We start from the raw sequence: 24,685 nt of genomic DNA, 5'->3' as shown, positions 1-24,685 counted from the left end.
CTTCCCTTTTATAAATTGAAACAATAAAAAACCGCAAGTCTCTTTAATCAGAGACCTGCGGTTTTTGGCTTGCACTATGGATGCTGGGGCATGGATGAATTGTCATCCTTGGCAGCCTCTCTCGCCTTAACGGCAAGCAGTTCCGATACGGTTACAAAACGATAACCTTGCTCCTGCAACTTGGGCAGAATCGTTTTTAGCGCAGCAACCGTCTGGGACTTGCCCTCCACCTTGTCATGAAACAGCACAATATCCCCGTTACGTGCGTTCTTCAGCACTTTGTTCACAATGGCTGATACACCTGGTGAAGCCCAATCACGTGTGTCCTGATGCCAGGACCATAGCACAATCGTATAGCCTTGCTGTTTGGCGACCTGAATGACCATGTCATTGTAATAGCCTCCCGGGGGTCTAAACAGCGTGGGACGCTGAGCCCCTGCTCCAACAATGGATTTCTCCGCTATGTTCATTTCGCGGCTGTACTTGTCCGCCCTTGTTGACCTGACCGCGTACGTATGTGCATACGTATGATTGGCGATTTCATGTCCTTCCCGCTGCTCCTGCTTAATCAGATCAGGAAACTTTTCCGCCCATTTACCAAGCACAAAAAAAGTGCCTTTGGCCTGATATTGCTGGAGCAGAGCCAGAATCTGCGGGGTTTGGACAGGATCTGGTCCATCATCAAAGGTCAGTGCGATGAGTTTGTCATGCGTGGGAACCTCCCACACAATCTCTCCCCGTTCCTCATAATACTGTCGATTCTTCTGCACAGGTTTGGCTAAGGCAGAACTGCTACCAAGCAAAAAAAACAGCGTACACAATCCGATGAATCGGGCTGCCTTCAGGTTCATGTTTATGTCCTCTCTTTATCTTCAAACGTAAACTCCCTGTTAGCATTTCCCGATTCATTAGAACTAATTAACGAAATATTTGATCAATGACTGCAATTTCCTCGGCTGTGAGCTCAACATCCAGTGTTTTTAGATTGTTGATGACCTGCTCCGGTTTCTTGGCACCAGGAATGAGCGCATCAATGGAGGGCTGTGTCAGATACCAGGCCAGAACGAGATGTGCCACCTCCGCATTCTTGGACTGTGCAATGCTTCGTAGTTGTTCCACCTTGTCCAGATTCTGAATAAAGGCTTCCCCCGTGAATAACGGGTTCTTGGCCCGTCCATCCTGGAAGGTTGTATCCTGATTATATTTGCCTCCCAGCAGACCTGCTGCCAGAGGGAAGTAAGGTACAAAAGAAATGTTATGCTCTGCCGTATAGGGCAGTAATTCTTTCTCCGCTTCTCTTTTGAACAGATTATATTCAGACTGCAGTACATCCACATCTCCATCCTGATTCGCCTCACGCAGCTGATCAATGGAGAAGTTGGACACTCCGATGGCACGAATTTTACCTTCGTCCTTCAAACGTTTCAGTGCACCTACTGCTTCATCCTTCGGTGTATGCTCATCCGGGAAATGTATATAAAACAAGTCGATATAATCGGTCTGCAGACGTTTCAAAGCCTCATCTACAGAGGTTTTGAGGAAAGCAGGCGAGTTATCAAAAACGACGTTGCCATCCACAAATTGATGTGCTGCTTTCGTTGCAATGATGGTATCTTGGCGCTGACCCGTTTCTTTCAGCACTTCACCTATTAACCGTTCTGAATGCTCAGGTCCATAGATGAAAGCAGTATCCAAAAAGTTAATGCCCTGTTTCAAAGCCGTACGAACGACATCCTTGCCTATCTCATCATTCAGCATATTCGGATAGATATTATGTCCTCCTACTGCATTTGCCCCCAATCCAATCGGGTTAACCATCAGATCTGTTTTGCCCAAACGAGTACGTTGTTCTGCCATTCTCATCCATCTCCTTTTCTGAGCGTTGATAACTCAAATTATATTATATCAGAGGGTTAAGCATATTTAAATTATCGGGTTTATCGGATTAAGTGTTTTTCAGCGCAGTGGCTTCCACATCATTGATGAATCGACGAAGTTTGGCGGCCACATCGCGGTTGATTTCACCATTTTCGTATAGCTGCTGTATCGTATTGCGCTGCTCCTGAATCGCCACCATTTGCAATTCCAGCTTTTCCTGATCAAATGGATCTTCGGTTTTGCCCTGATTCCAGGTGCGTAACTTGGCAATAACCCGTTCATATCTGGAGATAACCGACAAAGCCACGATCCGGTTACTATCGTTCATATGAGCACGAATCGCCTTGATCGCTGCTTCAGAGGTACGCATCTTCACTTGACGGAACAGGTCAGCATTCTCAAGCATAAATGGCTGATCCGGCTTCTTTGAACGATTCATAAACACATGTCCAAACACGCGTCCAATTTCACTAAGCGAGAACATCATCTGGGTATTCGTACGGTTCGCAAGCATCATTTCCTTACGATCCAGCCAGCTGTTACATTTAAAGGCGGCTTCCGAAGCAATTACATTTTCATCCATCATCTTCTCAATCTCCTTGCGTTCAGCCCGCGTACCGATGAGATTAATTGCTGTTTCCTGTTTCAAAATGTCCTTGCGCTTACCGGCAGTAAGCTCGCCAGCCGCCTGCCTGATATATTTCGACAGGTCGGAAACAACCGCAAGCGCAGCCGCTTTGTTCTCATCATTCATTTCCGACTTGACTGCACGAATGGCAGCATTCAGCATAATACCCTGTGCTTTTCGTTCCGTCGTTTGCGGTGTACCCTCCTCCGCTTTTTCTTCGTTCTTCGCAAGAATAGGAAGGAACACACTCGCAGCAATCAGAGTGAACAGAATCACACCTGCCGCCAGGAATATGATCAGATCCCTTTCAGGAAATGGAGACCCGTCTTGGAGAACATAAGGGATGGAGAAGGCCCCCGCCAGTGTTACAGCCCCTCTCACACCCGAAAGAGTAATGATCGTAATTTCTTTCAGCCGGGGCTTCCCGCTCGACAACGCCTCACCGGAATTTTCATTTCCTTTCCAGAACAGATAGATCCAGACAAAACGAAGCACCAACAACAACACTGAGATGAGGCCCACATAGCCAAGTACTTGGAGGTTATCAAACGAGACATTCTCGAAGATGGTACTCAGCACATCCGGAATCTGTACCCCCAGAATGACAAAGACCAATCCGTTCAAAATAAATAGAATGACAGACCAGGTACTGGCCGATACCACCTGCATCTTCAGTTGTACAGACTCGGTCCGGTCACGCTCAATCGCATGAATGATCCCGCCGGCGACGACCGCAAGAATGCCCGAAACACCGACCTCCTCACTTACCAAATAAATGACGAAGGGCGTTAAAATTTGCAGTAACATATGAATCGTGACATCTTCCATCCCCAGACGCCGAATCCAGACACCCAGTCGGATCAACAGGAACGATAACAGGGCACCAATCAGCAACCCGCCAATCGCGATAAGTATAAAACTAAATGAAGCCTGAGCCAGGGAAAATACCCCTGTAACCGTGGCGGCAATCGCAAATTTGAATGCAACCAGACCGGATGCATCATTCATTAATGCTTCTCCCTCAAGAAGCCTATGTATGCTCTTGGGTAAATGCACACGACCTGCCATAGCGCCTACAGCCACAGCGTCTGTCGGGGACAGAATTGCCGCAAGTGCAAAAGCCGCAGGAAGCGGAATGGTTGGAATGAGCCAGTGAATGGCATATCCTGCCACGACAACCGTGACAAATACAAGGCCCAGGGCCAGCAAAAGGATGGGCGCTCTTAGATTCCACAGCTCGTGCCTCGGTGTTCGCTTCCCGTCGTTGTACAGCAACGGAGCGATAAAGAGCACAAAAAACAGTTCCGGATTCAGTGGCAGATGTACACCCGCAGGTAATAGTGCAATGGCTACACCAAGAACAATCTGAATCAACGGAACGGGGATAAAGGGTACAAACCGGTTCAAAATATTCGATAAACCGATCAGTACCAGCAAAACAAGCACGGCGATAAATAGTTCCATGATGACAATCCCTTTCCGAATAATGAAGTGGTGAAAACCATTTGGTATAGCCTTATTTTAACATAAACCAAAGTTTATTATAAAAATGTTGTCATATTCAATACCGTCCAAAACGAATGGACAACAGTCCGATTGCAGATTTCTGATTGGTTCTGTTTATAAGATGTTACAATATGCTCAGGACAATACCCGTTTGGAAAGGAACTTGGTGTCTATGGCATTTGGAATTAAACGACAGGAGCTGGCCGAGTGGAAAGAACGTGTATCTCGTGGCGACCTTGCCTATCTCACTCATTTCTGGATTGATAACCGTTTTCCGGGCATTACCAGTGTGACGAAAGTGGGTTGTTCAGATCTGAAACGGCTTGAGGACTGGTGTAGAGAGCATGGACTCGACCCACGTTACATCCATCGGCGTCAGCCTTTCCCCCATTTTGACCTGCTCGGTAAAAAACAGAAGGAAATTCTGATCCAGGAAGGTCTGACCGATCACATTCAACGTTTCCATCTCTGATTGAAAATTAAAACGCCAGCCTTCAAGATTCAAGTCCCAAAGCGGGCTTCAAATCTTGAAGGCTGGCGTTTTACACACCTTTTATTTAGCGATGCGTTTGTTCCAACGTTTTCATTTTCTCCAGCAGTTTTAGCTCAATTTTCTTCAGCATGCCAAACATCTGCAGTTGTTCCTCTTCCGTAAGCGCCTGCAAAAGTTCCCACGTCATCCGACCGCGATTATTAATCAACATTTTTGCAAGCTGCTTCCCATCTTCCGTTAAGGACAACCATACAATTCTTCGGTCCTCTTCGCTGCGCACCCGCTGAATAAGACCTTCGCTTTCCAGTTGATTCAGCACAATTGTGGTTGCTCCTGAAGATAGACTAAGTTGTCTGGCCACATCCACAGCCATACAGCGTTCTTCACGTAGAATCATACCCAATATATGACTTTTCGTCGGATTCAATTTGCAGTTTGTTTCATTCTTTTGCTGCTGATCCAATACTTTATTTTTATATCTGAAGAAGGCCTCCAACAATTGATCCACATTTGCCAATTGAGAGTTTCGCTCCGTATCCGGGCTCATAAACGTTCCTCCTACCTTTGATCATAACCTACCTTATATTGTAACATATTTGTACTATTTTGTTTGTGAAAAATGCGCTTGTTTCCCAAACCCTTTACTTGTCTGTAAAGTTCATGCTTATTTTACGGTTTCATGTGACAAGCTACCTTATAGCATGAACAGATAACCACACAAGGAGGAATGAAGCAATGAACATTTATATTGTTTTCGATAGTGAAGGCGGTCATACACGAGCACTTGCCGAGTCGATTGCTGCTGGCGCGGCCAGTGTGCATGGTGCTACCGTTCATTTGCATTCCACAGAAGAAGCCGACATCTATAAGCTGGTGGAAATGGACGCCATTATCTGGGGCTGCCCCGGACATTTTGGCTCCATCAGCTCCGGGTTGAAAAAATGGATCGACAAGCTGGGCTACCTCTGGGCAGAGGGCAAGCTTGTAGACAAAGTGGGTGCGGTGTTCTGTACCATCGCGACCGAGCATGGCGGACTGGAGTCAACGTTGATTCATTTGCTGACACCCATGCTCCATCAGGGCATGATTATTACCGGGCTGCCAGGGAACTTTGCAGATAATGCATTATATGGATCTTATTATGGTGTTGGGGTGACATGTCCGGTGGACAGTGATGATCTGCTCAGCGAACAGGGCATAGCACTGGGTAAAGCTCTGGGAGAACGCGTGGCTCGCATAACCAACCGACTAATCACATAGAATTTAGAGCATTTCCCATAAAAGAAATTGCTGTTCTTATCAAGCCTGCGCTCATATGCTAAAAGCAGTACGGCAGGCTTGAACATCCCTTCCTGTAGAGAGATAGAAGGATTCTATTGCATTATTGGATTGAATTTGTTTATAATAACGTATATCTTTAAAGTTACTTTTAGTTACTTAATGATTTTTATAAATCTGTTATTATAAAGTAATACGATATTCATCCATTATATTGCAAGGGAATTTTACAAATGAATCAAAATACACATTTAAAAACTGATGTTTGTATTGTGGGAGCTGGCCCTGGAGGGGCTCTACTCTCATTCCTGCTGAAACAGCAGGGAATATCCACCATTCTGATCGAGCGCCAGCCGCACCTGCTTAAGTCGTTTCGTGGTGAAGTGCTTAATGCAGATGGTGAACATGTATTGAACAAGCATGGGTTATACCCTTCTGTCACCCAGCGTGGTGTGCTGCCCCTGGAGCAAATTCAATATTGGGAGAATGGTCAGATTATTCATACCATTTTCCCTGGAGAGCAAGAATCCCATGTAGGCATTCATGTGCCGCAGGATCATCTGCTGGAAGTCATCGTGTCACAATCATTGAAACAGGGTAACGAACATGTGCTTTTCAATACCGTCATGACTGGATTTTTGCGGAATAAGGCAGACAAAATCGTTGGCATCAATGTTCGGAATGAAGGACGGCCTGCTTCCATTGAAGCAGCCGTTATTGTTGGTGCAGATGGCAGATATTCAGCTGTACGCAGATACGCGAGTCTGACCCCGGAAATCCATAAACATGGTTACGACCTGTTATGGGCTCGAATTCCTGCTCCAGCAGGCTGGGAACCTGCTGTTCGGATGGCCAGTATGGATGGTCAGCAGTTGGCGTTATTCTCACAATTCGGAGGTTACGTACAGATTGGATGGAACATTCCGCAAGGGTCCTTCTCCAAGCTGCGTGAGCAGCCTTTTGCTCCCTTTGTACAGAAACTCGTGACGGCCTTCCCCTGTCTGGCTGATTCGGTAGCTGAACATATCCAAACCTGGAGTGATTTTGTTTTGTTATCCGTAGAGAGCAGTTTCGCCAAATCGTGGGCGCAGGACAACATAGTCTTGCTTGGGGATGCCGCTCACACGATGACTCCGACGGGCGCTTTTGGACTGAATGCAGCATTGGAAGATGCGGACGTGCTCGCTGAGCTGCTCATTGATATGGCCGCCGATCAATTCACTTCTACAGAACGACTGCAAGAGCTGCAGGCCAGACGTGGAGAAAAAGTGAAGCAGCAGTTGGCTAGGCAACTGGAGATGGAGTCTTCGTTCCAGCAGCGGTACGAATCTTTCCAATAATGGTGCGTGTATTCACGCACTGCGTTAATCAACAAACAGCCGATGCTGCCCTGTTGGGGAAGCATCGGCTGTTTTCTTATGTTATGACTAAACCGAATGTCACCATCTGTGAACCGGATTTGCATAGGCTTTTGAAAAACAATTAGGAATTAGGTTTCACTCTCATTCATGGCGCTTACCCGCAGCTCAGTCATAGGCAGAGACAGCTTCTCGGGATGACGCAATCTCACCGTACGGCTCTCACCAGGGAGAAGATCGAAATAGTTATCACTGAAACGAACACGACCAAGGGGCAGCTCGAGCTTCACCAACCGTGCAATTGCACCCATGGCCGTAACCGTTACGGATTGCTCCTCTTCGTTCACATGCACACTGAGCTGCGCTTGAGGCAGGTTAACATGCTTCGGATCACGTAAGAAATATCGATTGAGTGGTGCAGTGAAACCTTCGGCTGCCAATTCAACCATCACTTCTTCCGCCAATCTGCCTCCCAATACTTCCGCTTCGCTCAACTCTGCAATGCGAGTAGCGGATTGCGAACTTGTTTCCACATGATAAGAACTGGAGTACACCTTTTCCCCATTCAATCCATAGATATTAAGTCGAAGCTGTCCCTTCAGAGTCTCCCGTGTGTCATTCACAACCCATAACGTAAGCGGCTCACCCGGTTCATGTTCCAGAGACAGCAGTATCGGATGAAAGAATACTTTTCCGTAATAAAAGGAGGCCTTTGGCAGCAGCTCGTAGTCAATCATGGACCAGCTTGTGCCTGGCCAGCTGTCATTCAGCTGCCACACCAGGGCTCCGCTATTGCGATGATTGATCCGCCGGAAATGTTCAATGCCATACCGTAATCCTTCCGCCTGTGTCAGCATTGAATAGTTCATGTACTCTTCGATATTTTGCGGAATGCCCGTGTATCCTTCCATCAGAAGAATGCCTTTCTGATGATTGGTATCCTTATTCCGATAGGCCATTTCGGGACTGCCCCAGTAAAATTGGCCTGCAGGCATGTTTTTCTCCAGTGTATAGCGGTTGGCCGAGGCGTGCATGCCGAATTCACTGCTGAACAGGGCATTGTCGTGTTTATAGTTTTTGAAGGTCACACCCTCAATACTGTAGTTCAGCAGTGGCGGCTCGCCGTGTTTTCGTGGATAGACGGAACCATGCCATACCTGCCAGTTATGGCGATCCCCCACATCCGGATCATTGGCATCATTGCCGAGACTGTCCCCATAGGGTGAGGAAGGCCAGTATGGACGAGATGGATCCAGCCGCTCCAGTACTTCCGGGATCAGCTCATGGTAGATCAGTTCTCCATAGAAGGGGCTGGTAATATCTCCACTGGCAGACTTCATGTCATAAAGCCAATCAATTTCGTTATTGCCACACCAGAGTGCAAGCGAGGCACGATTGCGCAGGCGCAGGACATTATTTTCTACCTCATCCCGTACATTGTTCATGAAATCCCGATTAAAATCAGGGAATAAGGCGTTGGCAAAAGCAAAATCCTGCCACACCAGCACGCCTTGCCGATCACATTCATCATAGAAGACGTCCTTTTCATATATACCGCCTGCCCAGACACGCAGCATATTCATATGCCCTTCCACAGTCAACTCGATCAACTCACGATACCGGGAGGCGGGGATGGCACCAATCAGATGGTCGGCCGGAATCCAGTTGGCTCCTTTCGCGTACACACGTACTCCGTTCAGAATAAATGTAAACGCCTCCTCACCCTGTTCATTATGAAGCGCGAGTTCAATGGTTCGTACACCGTAAGGCACGTTGTATTGATCCACTTCCACCCCATCCGCAACTAGTGTAACTTCCAGTCTGTACAAGTAAGGTTCACCCAGGTCATGCGTCCACCATAATTGCGGTGAATCCAATTTTAGTATTGTATCTGCAAGACCATTTTCCACAACAACTTCAGCAGATCGTGCCACTTCCTGACCACTCGCATCCAGTAAACGGATATCACATGACAAAACCACAGGTTTTTCACGTTTCTGTCTGCTACGGAAAGACAATACAGACTTCACATCAGCAGTGACATGGACAGCCGCTTGCTGCTTGCTCACGGATTCGGTTCGTGCAAATACGTTCTCCAGCTTTGCAATCGTTCGTCTTTCAAGACGAACCCCTCCCCAAATTCCTACGGTGACCATCCGTGGACCCCAGTCCCAACCGAAATTCATCGCAGCTTTGCGCAACCAGGGCCGTTCCTTCGTATATGAAGACCAGTCAAACGTTTCCTTGTCTCTGTGATGCAGATAAAGGGGGTCGAACTTGACCGCTATGGCGTTCCAGCCATTACGAACCAGTGTCGTCACATCGAAAGTGTGGGACATGAGCATGTTGGCCGTTTGCCCCACTTCATGTCCGTTCACATATACGGTAGCGAACGTATCCAACCCGTCGAATACTAACTCAAAGTATTCCTCTGCTCCCCCATCCTTCACCAGGTTGAAGTTAGTACGATACCACCATTCCTTCTGCTCGATCCATCGACTCTTGGCATCGTTATGCCCATAGTAGGGCGGATCAATGATGCTGCGTTCCACCAGAGCGGTGTGCACATCCCCTGGTACCTCCGCTCCGATCCAGAATCGATCATCGAGCGCTGCGGCTGCAACATCCATGGCCCGCTTTTCCCCAACCTCAAAATGCTGTATTTTCCATTGCCCTGACAAATCCTGACTTGAATTATTCATCTTCATCCTTGCCTCGCTCTCCAGTCCCCTTGGTAATACGATATCGAAAACGTTTGCAATAAAAACATGACTTCGTTCTTTCGTTTGTTCGTTTGTTTGCTTTCCTTTAATGTCCGGAAGTCTTGTACGACACAGCCTCCTCACGATACTCACTCGGAGTCTTGCCCGTATGTTTTTTGAATAGCCTGCTAAAATACTTCACGTCCTCATATCCACTGATGGCAGCCACTTCACTTACTTTTGCAGGAGAAACCACCAGCATGTCCATCGCACGCCGAATTCGTATACCTGTTACAAAATCGCCAAAAGTGACGCCCGTTTCCTTCTTAAACAGTTCACTGAGATGACCCGGATGCAGATGAACCTGACCTGCGACATGCTGCAGGCTAATATCCTGTGCCAAACCGGATTCCATATAAGCAATAGCCTTCTGTACATGCGTAGTCCGCCCTTGTCCCATCTGACTATGATAGGTATGCATCAGCCCATATAAATGATGAAACAGCAGATCCCGAAGTTCACCAGCATCGGCATCCGGATCTGGCTTCCATGGTTCGAATCGTTCCAGTTCGTCCCTTCCAATGGCTCGCATGGTGCGAATCAACCAGCGCTGTCCTGCATTCACCGCAGCATGCAGACAAGCATCCAAAGACTCTGGCGTTACTTCGGGGTCCATCAGGAGTTCATCCACCAGTTCTCGTGTCCATGTGGTCAGCATAATCGAGTCATTATCCATCAACAATGTCCCCAATTTAGTTTCTTCCTCATGTTGAAGAACGGTTTTACCTCCTATGCGGTGCAAAACGTCTTCATATTGCCATATCCTGTCCTTAAGTAACCCATGGTAACGGTATGCAATCGACGCCGTACGGTAGCTCTCATGCAGAAGTTGAACCTCCATACAGGGTCGACCTGCTGCTGCACGCAATGTACATTTCAACAGTTGCTCCATCCGGGTTAACGCAATGCCCAAAGTAAATTGGAAATCCTGCTCATCCGGCGGCAGCTGAACAACACAGATAATCCGGTCCTTATGAATGTGTGCAACTGCGCCCGGCAGAACATCCTCCAGCATATTTTGCACGGCAAAGTTTAGTAAAGTAGCCGAAGAACGATTCCATCCCACAGCTTTCAAGATCAGAATCTGTCTCTGCATATGGTCCATGTCGGAGGAACCTTCCGATTGCACATTTATTTCCGACTGCAGAAATACAGGACAAGGGCTAGATTCAACGTCTCCATCAATGATCCATCGAGCGAATAGGCGCTGTTTGTTCTCGCGCAGCAGCTGCCCTTCTCTTGATTTCTCAGCCCATCGTTCGGTAATCCGTTGTTTGGCCTGAAGCACCGTCTCGATAATTTCTTCCGGTTTACTCGTCTTAAGCAGATAATCCGTGACACCTTGACGAATGGCTTGCTGGGCGTAAGAGAAGTCATCGTATCCCGATAAAATAATGACCTCGAGTTCCGGCAGCATATGCAGACCTTCCTCTGCCAGTTCAAGCCCCGTCCTTCCCGTCATCCGAATATCAGTCATCAGAATATGCGGCCTCTCCTCCGCCATGCGTGTTAACGCCTCTTCTGCAGAGGCTGCTGGCGTAAGCAGCTCAATCCCCAGTTCATGCCAAGCGATTACACTGGCGAGCCCTGTTCGGATAATCACTTCATCATCAACAATCAGTAATCTCATGACGATTCCTCCAAGATTGGAATGGAAAATGAAATCCGGGTTCCACCTCCGACCCGGCTGTCCACTTCGATCTGCGCTTCAGCTCCATAATGAAGCAATAGTCTCTCGTTCACATTGCGGAGCCCGTAACCACCTTGGGATGTTTGCTTCATTGGCTCTTTTTCCGTCCAATGGTGGTTTAAATCACGGTGCTCCTCCTCATCCAATGACACAAGGTTGCTTCTGACATGCTCCAGTCTGTCCAGCTCCATGCCAACTCCATCATCCAGAACCAGCACATTCATTCGTTCCTGTTCTTGCCGAATCAGGATTGTGATTGTGCCCGTACCCGCTTTCGGCTGAATTCCGTGAATCATGGCATTTTCGACGAGCGGTTGGAGCAGCAATTTCAGCATCATTCGCTGTTCAAGTGCCGGATCCACAATATAATGCACGGCGAACTTGTCGGGAAATCGGATGGACTGTACACGAACATAATGGCGAATATGGGCAATCTCCTGCCCTACAGGACAATAATCCCTACCTTGATTCAAGCTGATGCGCAAAAAATCACTCAATCCTTCGACCATCTCTGCAATCCGCTTTTCCTCAGACATCAAGGCTATCCAGTGAATGGATGAAAGGGTGTTATACAAAAAATGAGGATTGATCTGTGCCTGAAGTGCCCTGAGATCAGCTTCCTTCTTGCGGACTTCACCGCGGATAACCTCTTCCTTCAGTCTCTCAATATGGGCACCGAGCAAATTATAACTCTCTCCCAGCTTGCCGATTTCATCATCACTTTCCGATCGGAATAGGGGCAGCGGTCGATCTGGGTCCATTCGGGACAAATGCTTCGTAAGAACTCGCAGCGGCTTTGTGACTCGTCGCACCGTAAACCAGACCAGTCCTGCACTGATGGCAGCAGACAGCGTCACTGCAACGGCAGTGAGGATCAGAATATAACCGTTTTCGGACTTATACTGATCGTAGGGAACTGTTCCGGTCAGCGTCCAGCCTGTCAACAGTTCCGGATAATAGAGCAAAGTACGTTTCTCATCGCCGTTGCCATACGTGGCTGTTCCGCTTCCCTCTTGTTGGATCAGCGTATGTATTTCAGGCTCAATCTTCTCCAGAGACTGTCCAAGACGGGATTTGTCCATGGAAGACAAAATCTCTCCAGTGGGACCAATCAGTTCCAGTCGACCTTCACCCATACCCATTCCCAGCGCCGCCCATCCTTTCGAGATTGCCTTCTCGTCTAGACTGATCGCCAGCCATCCGATAGGCCGATAATCATGAATGCTGCGAATGGGTCGAACCAATGTAATTACATTCTGGATACCCGCATAATTCTGAACCGGATATACGCCAGTCCATGCTTTAACCGCATCACCACGCGGAGCAGGAGGATAAGACACATTGGATGATTCATACCATGTAGCCGTGGACAGAGCCGCATCGAAACGTTCCGGATAGATGGCAATGTTGGCTATATATTTTTTGGAAGCGGCCAGATTGGTCATCCTGCCCAGAATATCCACACGCTCCTGCACATCGTCCTCATCGTTACTTAAATACTGCTGAATGTCCCTTTCTCCGATCAGAAAAATCGATAACGTCTCGACATCCTGAAGCATATAGCGCAAATTCGCTTCCACCTGCTTCAGTGTGTCCATGCCCGAAAGCTTTGTTTTTTGCTCTGTGATGCGGGAAGAGATCAGAAAGGCGAACAGCCCCAGTGCCAGCAACGGCACAATCATGGAAGCCGTAATCACGATGGACAACTTCCGTTGCAGTGAAGATGTTAGCCAGCGTCCCACACCTTTTCCTCCTCTGGATGCGCTCTCATTTAACCTTTGACTGCTCCGGCCGTCATGCCTTTCATGACTTGTTCCTGAAATATCAGGTATAGAATGATGGTCGGGATTACGGACAAGGTCATGGCAGCAAGAGTCAGGCCGTAATCGGTCTGATACCCGTCGGCAAAATTGGCAATCGCGAGCGGTAACGTTTTCAAACCTGTTTTATTAATAAACACGAGTGCGAACGAAAAGTCATTCCACGCGTGCAGAAAACTCAGAATAGTGACCGTTGACAAGGCAGGCACAGACATGGGAAGCATGATTCGGGTGAACAGCCCCCATAGACCTGTTCCATCAATAAAAGCGGCTTCTTCAATATCACGAGGAATGCTAGTCAAATAAGCTGTTAGCACAAATATCGCGGTCGGCAGCGCAAAGGCAGTATACGGCAATATCAGTGCCCAATACGTATTCAGCAGAGACATCTGTTTCATCAAAATAAATAACGGAACCAATGTGCTGTGAATGGGAATCAGCATGCCTACAACGAAGAAGGTCATGATCAGCCCTTTCCAGCGAAACTGGAAACGTGCGAGTATAAATGAGGCCAGCGCTGCAATAAACAGCGTTAGGATAAGCGAACCTACGGATACAATCAGGGAATTGCCAAAAGCAGTTCCCAGTTTGGAGCTTTCCCAAGCATTGCTGAAATTGTCCACGTTCCATTTCTCTGGAAGCCCGAAGGGCCTGCTATAGAAATCTTCATTCGTTTTGAATGCACTGATCACAAGCCAATAGAACGGATACAATGTTAAAATACCATAGACTGTCAACAGCGTCCAAACAATTCCACTACGGAATCGGCGAACCGGATGGCCTGAAGTATTCCCTGGTGTTGGCATCGATAACGGAGTAACACTCATTACATTCCCTCCTCTCTCCTAATTCTCTTTTCTCTTACGGCTTGTCGCCCACTGGCTTGTTCCGATCAGCAGCAGGGAGATTAATACGATGGTGGTCGAGATGGCACTCCCGAAGCCATAGCGATACGTTGTGAAGGTTGAATTATACATATACGTTGCCAGCAGCTCTGTCGCATGTGCCGGGCCGCCTTTGGTCATGATATACACCAGATCAAATGATTTTAGGCTGCCAGAGATACATAGAATGATCGCTACCTGAACCGTTCCCCAAATCATGGGCAAAGAAATGGAAACCAGCTTGCGGATTCCGGAAGCACCATCCATCTTGGCAGCATCATGGATTTCGCCCGGAATATTCTGCAGCGCCGAGATGAAGATAATCAGGTACAAACCGACAAAACTCCAGAGCAGCGGCGGTACCAGCGAGAAAATGGCGATTTTGTCATCCGATAGCCACTGCAGCTTCCAGCTCTCCAGCCCCAATGCATCCAGCAGGAAGTTCAGTATCCCGATCTGCGGGTGATAGATATATTGCCAGATCATACCGATAACTACTGTGGATAATACCATCGGCAAAAATACGGCTGAACGCAGAAAACGCTGTAACAGATTGCTTTTGTGCAAAATGACCGCCAGCATCAACGCTAACGGAATTTGCCCAAATACCGAGGCTAGAACAAAAATGACGTTGTTTTTCAGCGCCCTCCAAAATACGGAATCATGCCATATTTCCACATAGTTATCCAGTCCGATATATGTTGACTCTCCGATCCCCGACCAGTTGAAGAATCCATAGTACGCTGACCATACGACAGGGACAAATACAAATAACGCGTAAATCAGAACGGCCGGAGCGAGCCCCAGCATAATAAAACGTCGACTGCGCAATGCGTTCATTTTGCTCACTTCCTTTCATCAAACCTTTGGCAGTTACCAACTCTTGCTATCAATGCAAAACCCCTCCCCTGCCGGGAAGGGGTCTGAATCTTACAGAGCGTCTTACAGCTCATCCAGATCTGAATCGGAATGACCTATGACCTTATTTTCCGACTGCTTATTTTCCGACTGCACTGGCTTGCGATGCCTGAATTTTATTTGCAATATCTGCGGCTTTGCCACCCATCAATAGCTCCTGCAATCCATTATTGATAACCTCGACGGTTGCAGACCCAAGCTTGGAATCATACACCGGAGTAATCTTTACTTCCTGCATTAAGTCATAGAGCTCCACAAACAATGGATGGGCTTTTGATTTGTCCAGATCAATCTTGTAGCTGACCAGCGTGCTGCTATCCAGGGTTGCCTTCTGACCTTCAGGACCTGCCAAAGCGTAGAATAACTCCATGGCCGCATCCTTCTGGGCGCCGCTTAACTTTTTACTTACACCCAAACCTGTCCCTACAACTCCCGATGTCGTTCTGGCCTCACCCTGGCCTCCATCTACTGCTGGTAAAATCGTAATGTGTGTATTGTTCAAAATGTCTTCTGGTGCGTTGTTGACGAGGTTAGCTAATGCCCATCCGCCGTTTATCACCATTGCCGCTTTTCCTTGGAAGTACAGCTGCATCATCTGTGTTTCGTCAATACTGTTGAAACCATCCTGAAATGCTTTGCTGTTACTGAGTTCCTGCATTTTGTCCAGCGCCTGAATGAATTGTGGATCTGTAAAGCTGGCCCCGTCCTGTGCTGCTGCTTTTAAGAACCAGTCTGTGCCGGTTACCCGGTCAGCCAGTGTACTGAAGATCGTGGATTGAGCCACCCAATTGGCCTTGTTCCCCAGTGCGATCGGTATTATTTTGTTCTCATTGAATGCAGCAACGGCTTGCTCCAACTCATCCCATGTTTCAGGAATTTTCACGTTGTACTGCTTAAACAGTGCTTCATTGTAATAAATAAAAGAAGTAGGTGCGAGATTCATCGGTACCGAGTAGATATCTCCGTCCACCGTATATCCATCCAGGGCGTTCGGAATAAAGTTGTCTTTCCATTCCGGCTTCGCATCCAGCTCGGCATTGATCGGCTGCAACAGATCCCCTTTCACAAACTCTTTGGTCATCGCATCCGGCCACATGACGAACAGATCCGGCATTTCATTGGCCGCTGCCACCGTCCGGAGCCTTGTTTTGAGGCCATCTGTCGGCAGACCTTCATCCACTACTTCAATATCCGGGTGCGACCCACGGAAGTCCTCAATGATTTTGCGCATCGCCACCGCTTTGGCGTCCTGTCCAGTCCAGTTGTGCCAGATAGTGACGGTTACTTTATCCTTGCTGTCGCTGCCTTCTGAGCTGTCCCCGCCCCCGCAACCAGCCAGAACGATGGAAAACAACGTCATTGCGAGCATTCCCGAAAGCCATTTTTTCAACATCTCTATACTCCCCCTTGGCGATTTGATTACACTTATTGTAAATGGTAACGCTAACATTCTGTAAGGTGACGATGCACGGATGCAGGGGTGAAAAATATCGGATACCCCGTTGATCCTGAAATCTTTGCTTACATATAGAAAGAGCCCTCATCATGAGAGCTCTTTCTGTATTTGGATTCGTAAACATTCAAGTACTATAAATAAATGAATAGATAAGTTCTGATTTATTTTATACTGTCTTTCACAAGTGCTGCAAAAGCTTCCGAACCTTCCTTCGTCAGATGAACGCCATCTTTTTCGAAATATTCGTCATGACCCTCACTTGCAGTGTACCAATCAATAAGAGATACATTGCTATAATCCGAAGCCGCTTCGTTCAGTGCTTTATTCACCGTTCGTTCCCATGGGCGAGGAACTCGCACAGTAACCAGATAAACATGTTCTTCATCTTTCAGGTAATCCAGCACGGAATTCAGACTTTTGGAATTGAAGGAACCGTTTGTTCCAAGCTCCAGTACGACCTGACTGCCCATTTGGTTATTTCTCTTCAGGCCATCCAGTACATCGGCAGCCTCCCACATCTGACGACCGATATGACCGTCCACGTGCACGCCCGAAATGGTCTGTTCAAGATAAGGTTTCGCGTCCAGAATGACCGAATCTCCAATAACCGTATAATGAATCTTGCCGTCTTTGGATGGAGGGGCTGTTTCCCCCTGCTCTTTGGACGAATCTGACGTGTTGACAGGGCCCTCCTCCAGTTGGTCATTACCGTTGTCTTCTGGATTTCCTTGATTGTCGGTGCTGCCTTGGGGTTTACCAACAGCATGGTTCGAGTCGCCAGGAGTTGATCCTTTCTGCTCACCTGAAGTAGGTTCCTCCGATTTGGGAGTATTACCTGGCTTCGTCGTTTGCTGTTCTTCTTTAACTGGTGGATCTCCAGCGTTCGCCGCTGGCTTATCATTTTTCTGTGGCGCAGGTTGGTTTTGAGACCCGGAAGTGCTCACTGTGGCTGGAAGAACGTCCTGCCCCTTCTCCTCCGTTACGGAATGATCTCCATTCAGTGTAGCCGACATCGATACCGAATGGGAATCAGAATTCGCTGCAGACGTAATCATCATCTGTGACACCGTAAAACACATCAACAGAAGGCTCATCAGCAATCCAGCGCGCTTCCACCATACGTTGCGAATGGATGTATTGCGCCCTCTTCCCCATAGCCGGGACCAGGAATCACGAAATCCGTTATGACGAATTGGATTTTCAATATATTTAAGTGACAAGGAGGCCAGTGCAACCGTTGCTGCAACCTGTAAAAGCATCCGCACAGGATGTGCTCCACCCGTGTCTACAGTTGGACTCGTCAGAATAATGACAGGATAGTGCCACAGATATAATCCATAGGATCGTTCTCCGATCCAGCGCAATGGCTTAGCGCCTATGAGCCGTGCCAGGAAGGATGAAGGATGCGCCAATACAGCTACGAGCAATGTCGTCGCAATGGCCTGAAGCACCATTCCTCCTCGATACAATGAAGGGTCGTACTCACTGCTATTGAGCATCATGTAGATTAACCAAGCCAGCGCAGCTAAGCCTAGTACATCCAGGACAAGCCGATTGACGCGGGCAAGGGATGACGACAGCTTGCGACTCGGCCATACCACAGCCAGTGCAGCCCCAGCCAGTAATGCAAATGCTCTAGTGTCTGTTCCATAATAAACACGGCTCGGGTCCAAGTCCGGATTATACATGATGGCCATTGCACCAGCAGACAATTCAGCTGCCACGACAATAAAGACGACCAGCCATCCCTTTCTTTTGAACAAGACGATTGCTGCGACCAGTAGAAGGGGCCAAACAATGTAAAACTGTTCTTCCACAGCCAGCGACCAGAAATGTCCAAAGGGTGATGGAGGGCCGAAACTTTCGAAATAGGAAACGTTATGAAAGATATACCACCAATTGCTTATGTATAATACTCCCGAGACAATGTCACCACGCAACGAAGCGAGTCGAGCTGGATCTGTGCAAAGCAGCCAAATCATCACCGCTGCTGTCATCGTGATCATGCCAGGTAACAAGCGCCTTACTCTTCGCACCCAGAAATCACCGAGGGATATCCGGCCATGCTCCTGCCATTGTGTCAAAAGAATGTCTGTAATCAAATACCCTGAGAGTACAAAGAAAATGCCTACACCGAGCAAACCGCCCGGAATAAAATCTAAATTCAGATGATACCCTATGACTGCAAGCACAGCGATGGCTCTCAAACCATCCAGTCCGTTCATATGCCGCTTGCTTTTCAACGATTGTGACATGCGAGCCCCTCCTTGACCATGTGAGTCGAAATCATCCATGTCCGGGGCGTTCGAGAACTCCTTGTGGTTCTGGTTGTCATTAACATACGTATTGCACCTTCCATCATTCATTTACAACATAAAGAAGACGTATTACTTAACCATGATATTTTATGATTACGATTTCTTTATATCTTTGTCGTTATGTCCCGTTTAGCATTATACGCCGGAAAGATTATTCACAAATTACAGCAATAGTTACAATCCAGTGAAACGATGTAACCTTTCCTGCCAAGCATATATAGCTGTAAAATCATACTCTAATTTTATTGTTAAATACAGCATTTTTCATGGAATGGCTAATATTACCTTGCCTTTTATTTCATATATAAGCAGATCCCTCTGAGGGTCTGGAGTGTGCGCTTGCCAATAGAAAAAGGCTGCCGACTTGCTCAGCAGCCAATAACCATTATAAACCTATCTCTTGCCTGATTGAAAGTTTTGCTCATAATTGCATCTTGGTGCCTAGGACCCTAGAGGTAAAAGGGATGATTCTTCTCTTCCGCGCGCCCATCGAGAATCCGATAAGAGGATCGTCCTACGTACATTGGAATTTGCAATTTGTCCAGATTAACCATTCCATTGTCCAGAAAATATTCCGGGTCTTGATACCGCTGTAACACTTCACCTGCAATCCATTCATGATCCCCATACGTTGTCATATCGATCACCTTGCACTCGTAAGCAAAATAAGCTTCGGTTAGCATGGGTACGTTCACTTTGATTCCTTCTTCGTATGTAATCCCGAATTTCGAGAATTTGTCTGTGTCTCTTCCACTGAAGGTTCCCGCAGCCTGAATCCACTCCGAATGATGACCTGGAAGGAAGTGCACCCCGAATACTCCACTCTGCTCAATCAATTCATAAGAGTACGTTTCTTTTCGCAGCGATATCCCGTAAATTCCGGGAGACGATCCAATATAGGTATGCCAGCCTGAGGCCATCACATTCTGCGAGTCCTTATGACGAGACGTCACTACCGCCACCATGCCGGGATATGAATAAAACATAGGTTCATCTATCGGTTTCCGCATCTGATCACCTCTTTGTTTTTATTTGGCCCCAAAGCTGCACCAGGCCGTTTTCTTACCCATTATTATACAATATAAGTAAAGGATGAAAAAGAATTACTTCCTTATCACAATTCACTTATTGAAGAGAAGAGGCTGGATGAACGATCAAATGGATTGCGTTATGACTAACATTCATAGTAATCTTGATTAAACACAACTGAGAAATGGGGAATAGCAGTGATTGAAAAAGCAACGTTTGCCGGGGGATGTTTCTGGTGTATGGTCAGTCCTTTTGAAGAGCAGCCCGGCATTCACGGGATTATATCCGGATACATGGGTGGAACCGTAGAAAACCCTACATATGAGCAAGTATTGACCGGTGAAACAGGGCATTTGGAAGTTGTGCAAATCTCGTTTGATCCAGCCATTTTCCCATATGAGAAATTGCTTGAGCTGTACTGGCCGCAGATCGATCCAACCGATGCCACGGGTCAGGGTAATGATCGCAAGAGCCAATATCGGGCTGCCATTCTATATCACAATGAAGAGCAGCGCCAATTGGCCCTGAAATCACGAGAGGAACTGGGCAAAACAGGCCGATTCGATAAACCTGTCGTTACTGCCATTGAGGAAGCCTCCGTATTTTATCCGGCAGAAGAATATCATCAAAATTTTCATCGCAAAGATCCGAAATATTATAAAGAATCCAGAATTTATTCTGGACGCGATGAAATAATCAAGAAATATTGGAGTTAATCTCTTTAAATAAATAATAAAGCGGCCACATGGGCCGCTTTTTTGTTGCATCCTTTTTACAGTAAACCAATTAAGGTCTTCAACTCTCTGATACTATCAATAACCCGATCCGCCTGAGCTAATTCATCGGCTTGAGCAAAGTCAAAATTACATCCGATGGACATTAAATCATTATCTTTCGCAGCCTTAATGTCAGACAATCGATCCCCGATGACCATCCCATTCGTGATCTTATATTTCTCCACGATGGAGCGTACGAGATCAGACTTATTTTGTGATGAAATCTGCTGTATGCTGAATGTCTCCGTTACCCACTCATCCAGATGATAATAGGTTACGATGGCATTCAAGTATTCGATTTGTCCATTACTCGCTATGTATATCGGTATACTCTTCTCTTTGCAGTATAGAAAGAACTCTTCTACGTACGGATATAGTGCACCATGGCCTGCCTCGATATTCGCAATCAACTTCTCATGAAACCATTCATTTGCTTGCAGTCTGATCTGGTCCGAGTAGTCGGGCAACAAATTCTCCCAGACGACGGGCAGAGGAACTCCCATAATTTCACGGTACTTTTCTATTGGCGTATTCTGCTCCCACAATCCCTTTGTCTCAGATGATTAAACGTGTCATGCAGAGAAGTTTCCAATATTCGATCTGTTTGAAATAGCGTACCATCCATATCAAAAATCAATGAAAGCATAAACAGATTCTCCTTCTTCATATTCAGGATATATATTGAGATACAATGGGTCACTCTACTCAGGTAAAGTTACTATTCATCACCATACGTGAATACCTATCATTTGACAACCCTTCCAGATTACACGACTGAAATCACCCCTTATTCCAAGGTTGGTTATGAACTGCCTCTCATTCGTCCATACTATTACCTACGAAATAAACCGTCATCACGAATGGCAGGGGAGGAAGCACCATGAACCGGAAAAACCCGCATCAAATCAATCAACCTGCAGCAGAATTACCCGTTCCGCTTGAATTCGATCGCAGCTGGATCACGCAACTGGAGTCCAGACTCGATAAAGGCGGCCCATGGGGTGATTACAGACTCTTTCAACTTGGCATTCAAGCCGAAGAGACGAATCTGATTCCCAATTTTGATGAAATCCAGTGTCTCAAGCATTTACAGGGACTCACCCCTCTTCCACACCAGATGGATACTGCACGAAGAGTACTGTTTGAGATGTCAGGCCGTGCCATTCTTGCCGATGAGGTGGGACTTGGCAAAACGATTGAAGCTGGCCTGATTTTAAAAGAATATATGGTCCGTGGACTCGTATCCAAAGTGCTCATTCTCGTGCCTGCGTCCCTTGTATTGCAGTGGGTCCGGGAGCTGAATTCCAAATTTGGCATCCCTGCGGTGGCACAGAAAAAGGCGTATTCCTGGCAAAATGAAGTCGTGGTTGCCTCCATGGATACCGCTAAGCGTGATCCGCATAAAGATATGCTGCTGAATACGGATTACGACATGATTATTATTGATGAGGCTCATAAGCTTAAAAATAAAAAAACGACCAACTACCAATTCATGCTGAAGTTACGGAAAAAATATTGCCTGCTGCTTACGGCTACACCGGTGCAGAACGACATGAGCGAGCTGTTCAACCTCATTAACCTGCTCAAGCCGGGACAACTTGGCCGTCAGGGTGATTTTGCAGCCAATTTTGTCGTCGACAAACGTATTCCGAAAAATCAGGAGCAGCTCAAGGATGAATTATCCAAAGTCATGATCCGTAACCGCCGCGGTGAAGGCCCTGTTCAATTCACCAAACGGAACGTATCCAATGTAAATTTGCAGCTATCACCTGAAGAACAGGCCCTCTATGATGGCGTAACTTCCTTTGTGAAAGATCAGTACCAGGAAGCGGGCGGCAACCTGAGCAGCATGCTTTCACTGGTAACGTTGCAGCGGGAAGTATGCAGCAGCCGGGATGCCGTGTTTGTGACGTTGGTCAATCTGTCGAAGAAGCTTCCACTGGACTCCCCGCTGCGGGATAAGATTTGGGAGCTCGTTGCCCATATTAAAGCGATCAAGGAAAATACCAAAGCGGAAAAAACGATGGAACTCGTTCGTAACATGAATGAGAAGGTTATTATTTTCACCGAATACCGTGCCACGCAGGAGTACTTGCTCAATTATTTTCGCAACAACGGCCTGACCGCAGTTCCCTACCGGGGCGGCATGAACCGGGGTAAAAAGGACTGGATGATGGACCTCTTCCGCGGCCGAGTACAAGCAATGATTGCAACCGAAGCGGGCGGTGAGGGCATCAACCTGCAATTTTGCCATCACATGATCAACTTCGACCTGCCCTGGAATCCCATGCGTGTTGAGCAGCGGATCGGCCGTGTACACCGATTGGGACAGCAGAATGATGTGAACATCTACAACCTTTCAACGACAGGCACAATCGAAGAGCATATTCTGAATCTGCTTCATGAGAAGATCAATATGTTCGAGATGGTTATTGGTGGCTTGGATGTCATTCTCGAGCGGCTGGAGAAGAAAGAATCGATCGAAAAGAGTTTGTACAAAATCATGCTCGAATCACAAAACGAAGAGGATATCCGCCGTAAAATGGACTCGCTTGGACAATCGCTGAACTCCATTCAGCGCGAAGTCGCAGATGAAGCACCCGCCGTATCCGGGCTTGACCTTCGTAAAGGAGGTCTCTGATCATGACCATGTCACCCCATGAAGTGCAGGCGTATGTGCTCACTTACCTGGAAACACTCGATTGCCAGATTATGGAGCGTTCCCCTGCTCATGTTACGGTAAAACTTTCACCCGAAGCCGACAAGGCGTTAACCAATCGTCCGTATTATTGGGGATTTGTGGAGCGAACCGGCGCACCTGCGGAGACGATGTCTTTTACATTCGTCTTTGATCCGGAAGCCTATCAGCAAGCGTTGGAAGCTGAAGAAGCAAAAGCTGCACAGTTAGCTCCACCAGCCTCACCAGGTGTCGGTACCCCCGAGGCTCCCAAGGATACCATTCTAGGTCGGTACTTCGGTATTGTTCCCTCTCTGCCTCAGCTGGGACCCGGACGGATTTTGAAAGAAGATGTTGTATATGGCAGCCGCAGGTTGCAGCAGATCTTCAATGCAGCGCGCGAAGGGGGCGCATTCGTGAACCTGTTTGAACAGGCTGCAAAAAGGCAATTGCGTGCTACCGCACCCGCAGTATATGAGCCATGGCTTGGTGTGTGTTTTAAAGTGGAATTTGCCTGTGATCTGAAAAAAGAGGAACTTCATTTTATCGGCATCTCCCTCAGAACCGGGGAAATTGTCGAGAAGTTCGGCTCGAAGCTGAACAGGCGAGACCTTAGTCCAAGGCTCGCTGAGAATATGCACGTCCAGACCGCCAAAATATCGTTAGCTGATGCCGGGGCAGCTCTGGAATCGCATTTGACGAACCGCCTGCTGGAACTCGACTATAGCTGGGCAGAGAAAGCCAAAGAACGGCTTGATCTGGAGCTTGCTGTTGTGGATACGTACTATGAAGCAGTTCTTAGAGAGGAAACCCCTGAGGTCGACGTAAATACAGCCTCTGCCTCCAGCACAGACGGTAGTTCAAAGGATCAGGAACATGCAGGGACCGGGCCATCTGCCCAAATTCAGACTTCACGCTCCAGCCCCTCCCGTATCCAGAACGCACGTCTGCAGTCCGTCCAACCAACGGGTGTGACCATAGGATCAGATGTCGAACTTGCGGCTGAAGCGGCTGTTCAGGCAGAACCAGAAACGGACCCGGAACAGGATAAAGCCCGCCAAGCGGTTATGGACCGGGAAGCCATGAAGCTGCAATACGAAACACGCCGTACCGAGATGATCTGGCAATATGAGCCCAAAGTGAAGGTTACCGCGATAAGCAGCGGCATGTTTCATTTAAGATAGACGACGAAGACACTACTTTTCCCGCAAATG

The 24,685-nt window shown here is 47.4% G+C and carries 18 protein-coding genes and 1 pseudogene; 6 read left to right on the top strand and 13 right to left on the bottom strand.

The features are described from left to right. Positions 1–74 precede the first annotated feature (74 nt). The 3 genes from BMY78_RS06385 to BMY78_RS06375 all read right to left on the bottom strand — a co-directional run bounded on the left by BMY78_RS06385 (position 75) and on the right by BMY78_RS06375 (position 3,970). Positions 75–851 (bottom strand): polysaccharide deacetylase family protein, encoded by a 777-nt coding sequence (locus tag BMY78_RS06385; RefSeq protein ID WP_090895732.1) that lies wholly within the window; start codon positions 849–851, stop codon positions 75–77. A 67-nt stretch (positions 852–918) separates the two neighbouring features. Further along, positions 919–1,857 (bottom strand): aldo/keto reductase, encoded by a 939-nt coding sequence (locus BMY78_RS06380; RefSeq protein ID WP_090895731.1) that lies wholly within the window; start codon positions 1,855–1,857, stop codon positions 919–921. Positions 1,858–1,945: 88 nt separating this feature from the next. Beyond that, entirely contained in the window at positions 1,946–3,970 is a 2,025-nt protein-coding gene (locus BMY78_RS06375; RefSeq protein ID WP_090895729.1) for a Na+/H+ antiporter, read from the bottom strand. A 214-nt stretch (positions 3,971–4,184) separates the two neighbouring features. Between BMY78_RS06375 and BMY78_RS06370 the strand changes: the two genes are divergently transcribed. Then, entirely contained in the window at positions 4,185–4,484 is a 300-nt protein-coding gene (locus BMY78_RS06370; protein WP_072732330.1) for a hypothetical protein, read from the top strand. Between the two features lie 85 nt (positions 4,485–4,569). Here the strand turns inward: BMY78_RS06370 and BMY78_RS06365 are convergent, their stop codons facing one another. Beyond that, on the bottom strand, positions 4,570–5,052 hold the full coding sequence (locus tag BMY78_RS06365) for a MarR family winged helix-turn-helix transcriptional regulator (protein ID WP_090895727.1): 483 nt from the start codon (positions 5,050–5,052) through the stop codon (positions 4,570–4,572). Positions 5,053–5,240: 188 nt separating this feature from the next. On the opposite strand from BMY78_RS06365, the gene BMY78_RS06360 reads away from it, so the two are divergent. Together BMY78_RS06360 and BMY78_RS06355 are read left to right on the top strand one after the other, a co-directional pair. Then, positions 5,241–5,765 carry an NAD(P)H-dependent oxidoreductase gene (locus tag BMY78_RS06360; protein WP_053783691.1) on the top strand — a complete coding sequence of 175 codons (525 nt, stop codon included), beginning with the start codon at positions 5,241–5,243 and terminating at the stop codon, positions 5,763–5,765. Between the two features lie 251 nt (positions 5,766–6,016). Beyond that, positions 6,017–7,123 (top strand): FAD-dependent monooxygenase, encoded by a 1,107-nt coding sequence (locus BMY78_RS06355; protein WP_090895725.1) that lies wholly within the window; start codon positions 6,017–6,019, stop codon positions 7,121–7,123. 149 nt (positions 7,124–7,272) lie between these two features. Here the strand turns inward: BMY78_RS06355 and BMY78_RS06350 are convergent, their stop codons facing one another. The 8 genes from BMY78_RS06350 to BMY78_RS06315 all read right to left on the bottom strand — a co-directional run bounded on the left by BMY78_RS06350 (position 7,273) and on the right by BMY78_RS06315 (position 19,999). After that, positions 7,273–9,849, bottom strand: coding sequence for a beta-mannosidase (locus tag BMY78_RS06350; protein ID WP_090895722.1), 2,577 nt, complete (start codon positions 9,847–9,849; stop codon positions 7,273–7,275). A gap of 100 nt (positions 9,850–9,949) precedes the next feature. After that, on the bottom strand, positions 9,950–11,533 hold the full coding sequence (locus BMY78_RS06345; RefSeq protein WP_090895720.1) for a helix-turn-helix domain-containing protein: 1,584 nt from the start codon (positions 11,531–11,533) through the stop codon (positions 9,950–9,952). Beyond that, a complete protein-coding gene (locus BMY78_RS06340) occupies positions 11,530–13,335 on the bottom strand; it encodes a cache domain-containing sensor histidine kinase (RefSeq protein ID WP_090895717.1) in 1,806 nt (601 codons plus the stop codon). Before BMY78_RS06340 ends, BMY78_RS06345 begins: the two co-directional genes overlap by 4 nt. A gap of 29 nt (positions 13,336–13,364) precedes the next feature. Next, the gene (locus BMY78_RS06335; protein ID WP_256222197.1) at positions 13,365–14,219 is read right to left on the bottom strand and encodes a carbohydrate ABC transporter permease; all 855 of its coding nucleotides are present in this window, start codon (positions 14,217–14,219) and stop codon (positions 13,365–13,367) included. A 39-nt stretch (positions 14,220–14,258) separates the two neighbouring features. Next, the gene (locus BMY78_RS06330) at positions 14,259–15,137 is read right to left on the bottom strand and encodes a carbohydrate ABC transporter permease (protein ID WP_090895713.1); all 879 of its coding nucleotides are present in this window, start codon (positions 15,135–15,137) and stop codon (positions 14,259–14,261) included. Between the two features lie 157 nt (positions 15,138–15,294). Further along, positions 15,295–16,608 (bottom strand): extracellular solute-binding protein, encoded by a 1,314-nt coding sequence (locus tag BMY78_RS06325; protein WP_090895710.1) that lies wholly within the window; start codon positions 16,606–16,608, stop codon positions 15,295–15,297. Between the two features lie 224 nt (positions 16,609–16,832). Then, positions 16,833–18,926, bottom strand: coding sequence for an acyltransferase family protein (locus tag BMY78_RS06320; protein ID WP_090895708.1), 2,094 nt, complete (start codon positions 18,924–18,926; stop codon positions 16,833–16,835). A gap of 512 nt (positions 18,927–19,438) precedes the next feature. Further along, positions 19,439–19,999 carry a flavin reductase family protein gene (locus BMY78_RS06315; protein ID WP_090895705.1) on the bottom strand — a complete coding sequence of 187 codons (561 nt, stop codon included), beginning with the start codon at positions 19,997–19,999 and terminating at the stop codon, positions 19,439–19,441. A 219-nt stretch (positions 20,000–20,218) separates the two neighbouring features. On the opposite strand from BMY78_RS06315, the gene msrA reads away from it, so the two are divergent. Then, positions 20,219–20,734 carry a peptide-methionine (S)-S-oxide reductase MsrA gene (msrA, locus tag BMY78_RS06310; protein ID WP_024629294.1) on the top strand — a complete coding sequence of 172 codons (516 nt, stop codon included), beginning with the start codon at positions 20,219–20,221 and terminating at the stop codon, positions 20,732–20,734. A gap of 56 nt (positions 20,735–20,790) precedes the next feature. On the opposite strand, the pseudogene BMY78_RS06305 reads toward msrA, so the two are convergent. Continuing rightward, positions 20,791–21,482, bottom strand: a pseudogene (locus BMY78_RS06305) (HAD family hydrolase); the annotation flags it as partial. 192 nt (positions 21,483–21,674) lie between these two features. On the opposite strand from BMY78_RS06305, the gene BMY78_RS06300 reads away from it, so the two are divergent. Further along, positions 21,675–23,435, top strand: a complete 1,761-nt coding sequence (locus BMY78_RS06300) for a DEAD/DEAH box helicase (RefSeq protein WP_090895703.1) — start codon at positions 21,675–21,677, stop codon at positions 23,433–23,435. 2 nt (positions 23,436–23,437) lie between these two features. Continuing rightward, positions 23,438–24,655 carry a YqhG family protein gene (locus tag BMY78_RS06295; protein WP_090895701.1) on the top strand — a complete coding sequence of 406 codons (1,218 nt, stop codon included), beginning with the start codon at positions 23,438–23,440 and terminating at the stop codon, positions 24,653–24,655. Positions 24,656–24,685: the final 30 nt, after the last annotated feature.

It is taken from the genome of Paenibacillus sp. OK076 (genome assembly GCF_900110055.1).
Taxonomy (GTDB): Bacteria; Bacillota; Bacilli; order Paenibacillales; family Paenibacillaceae; genus Paenibacillus.
Note: the sequence above shows the minus strand (reverse complement) of the source record. Positions and strands in the feature narration are given on the sequence as shown.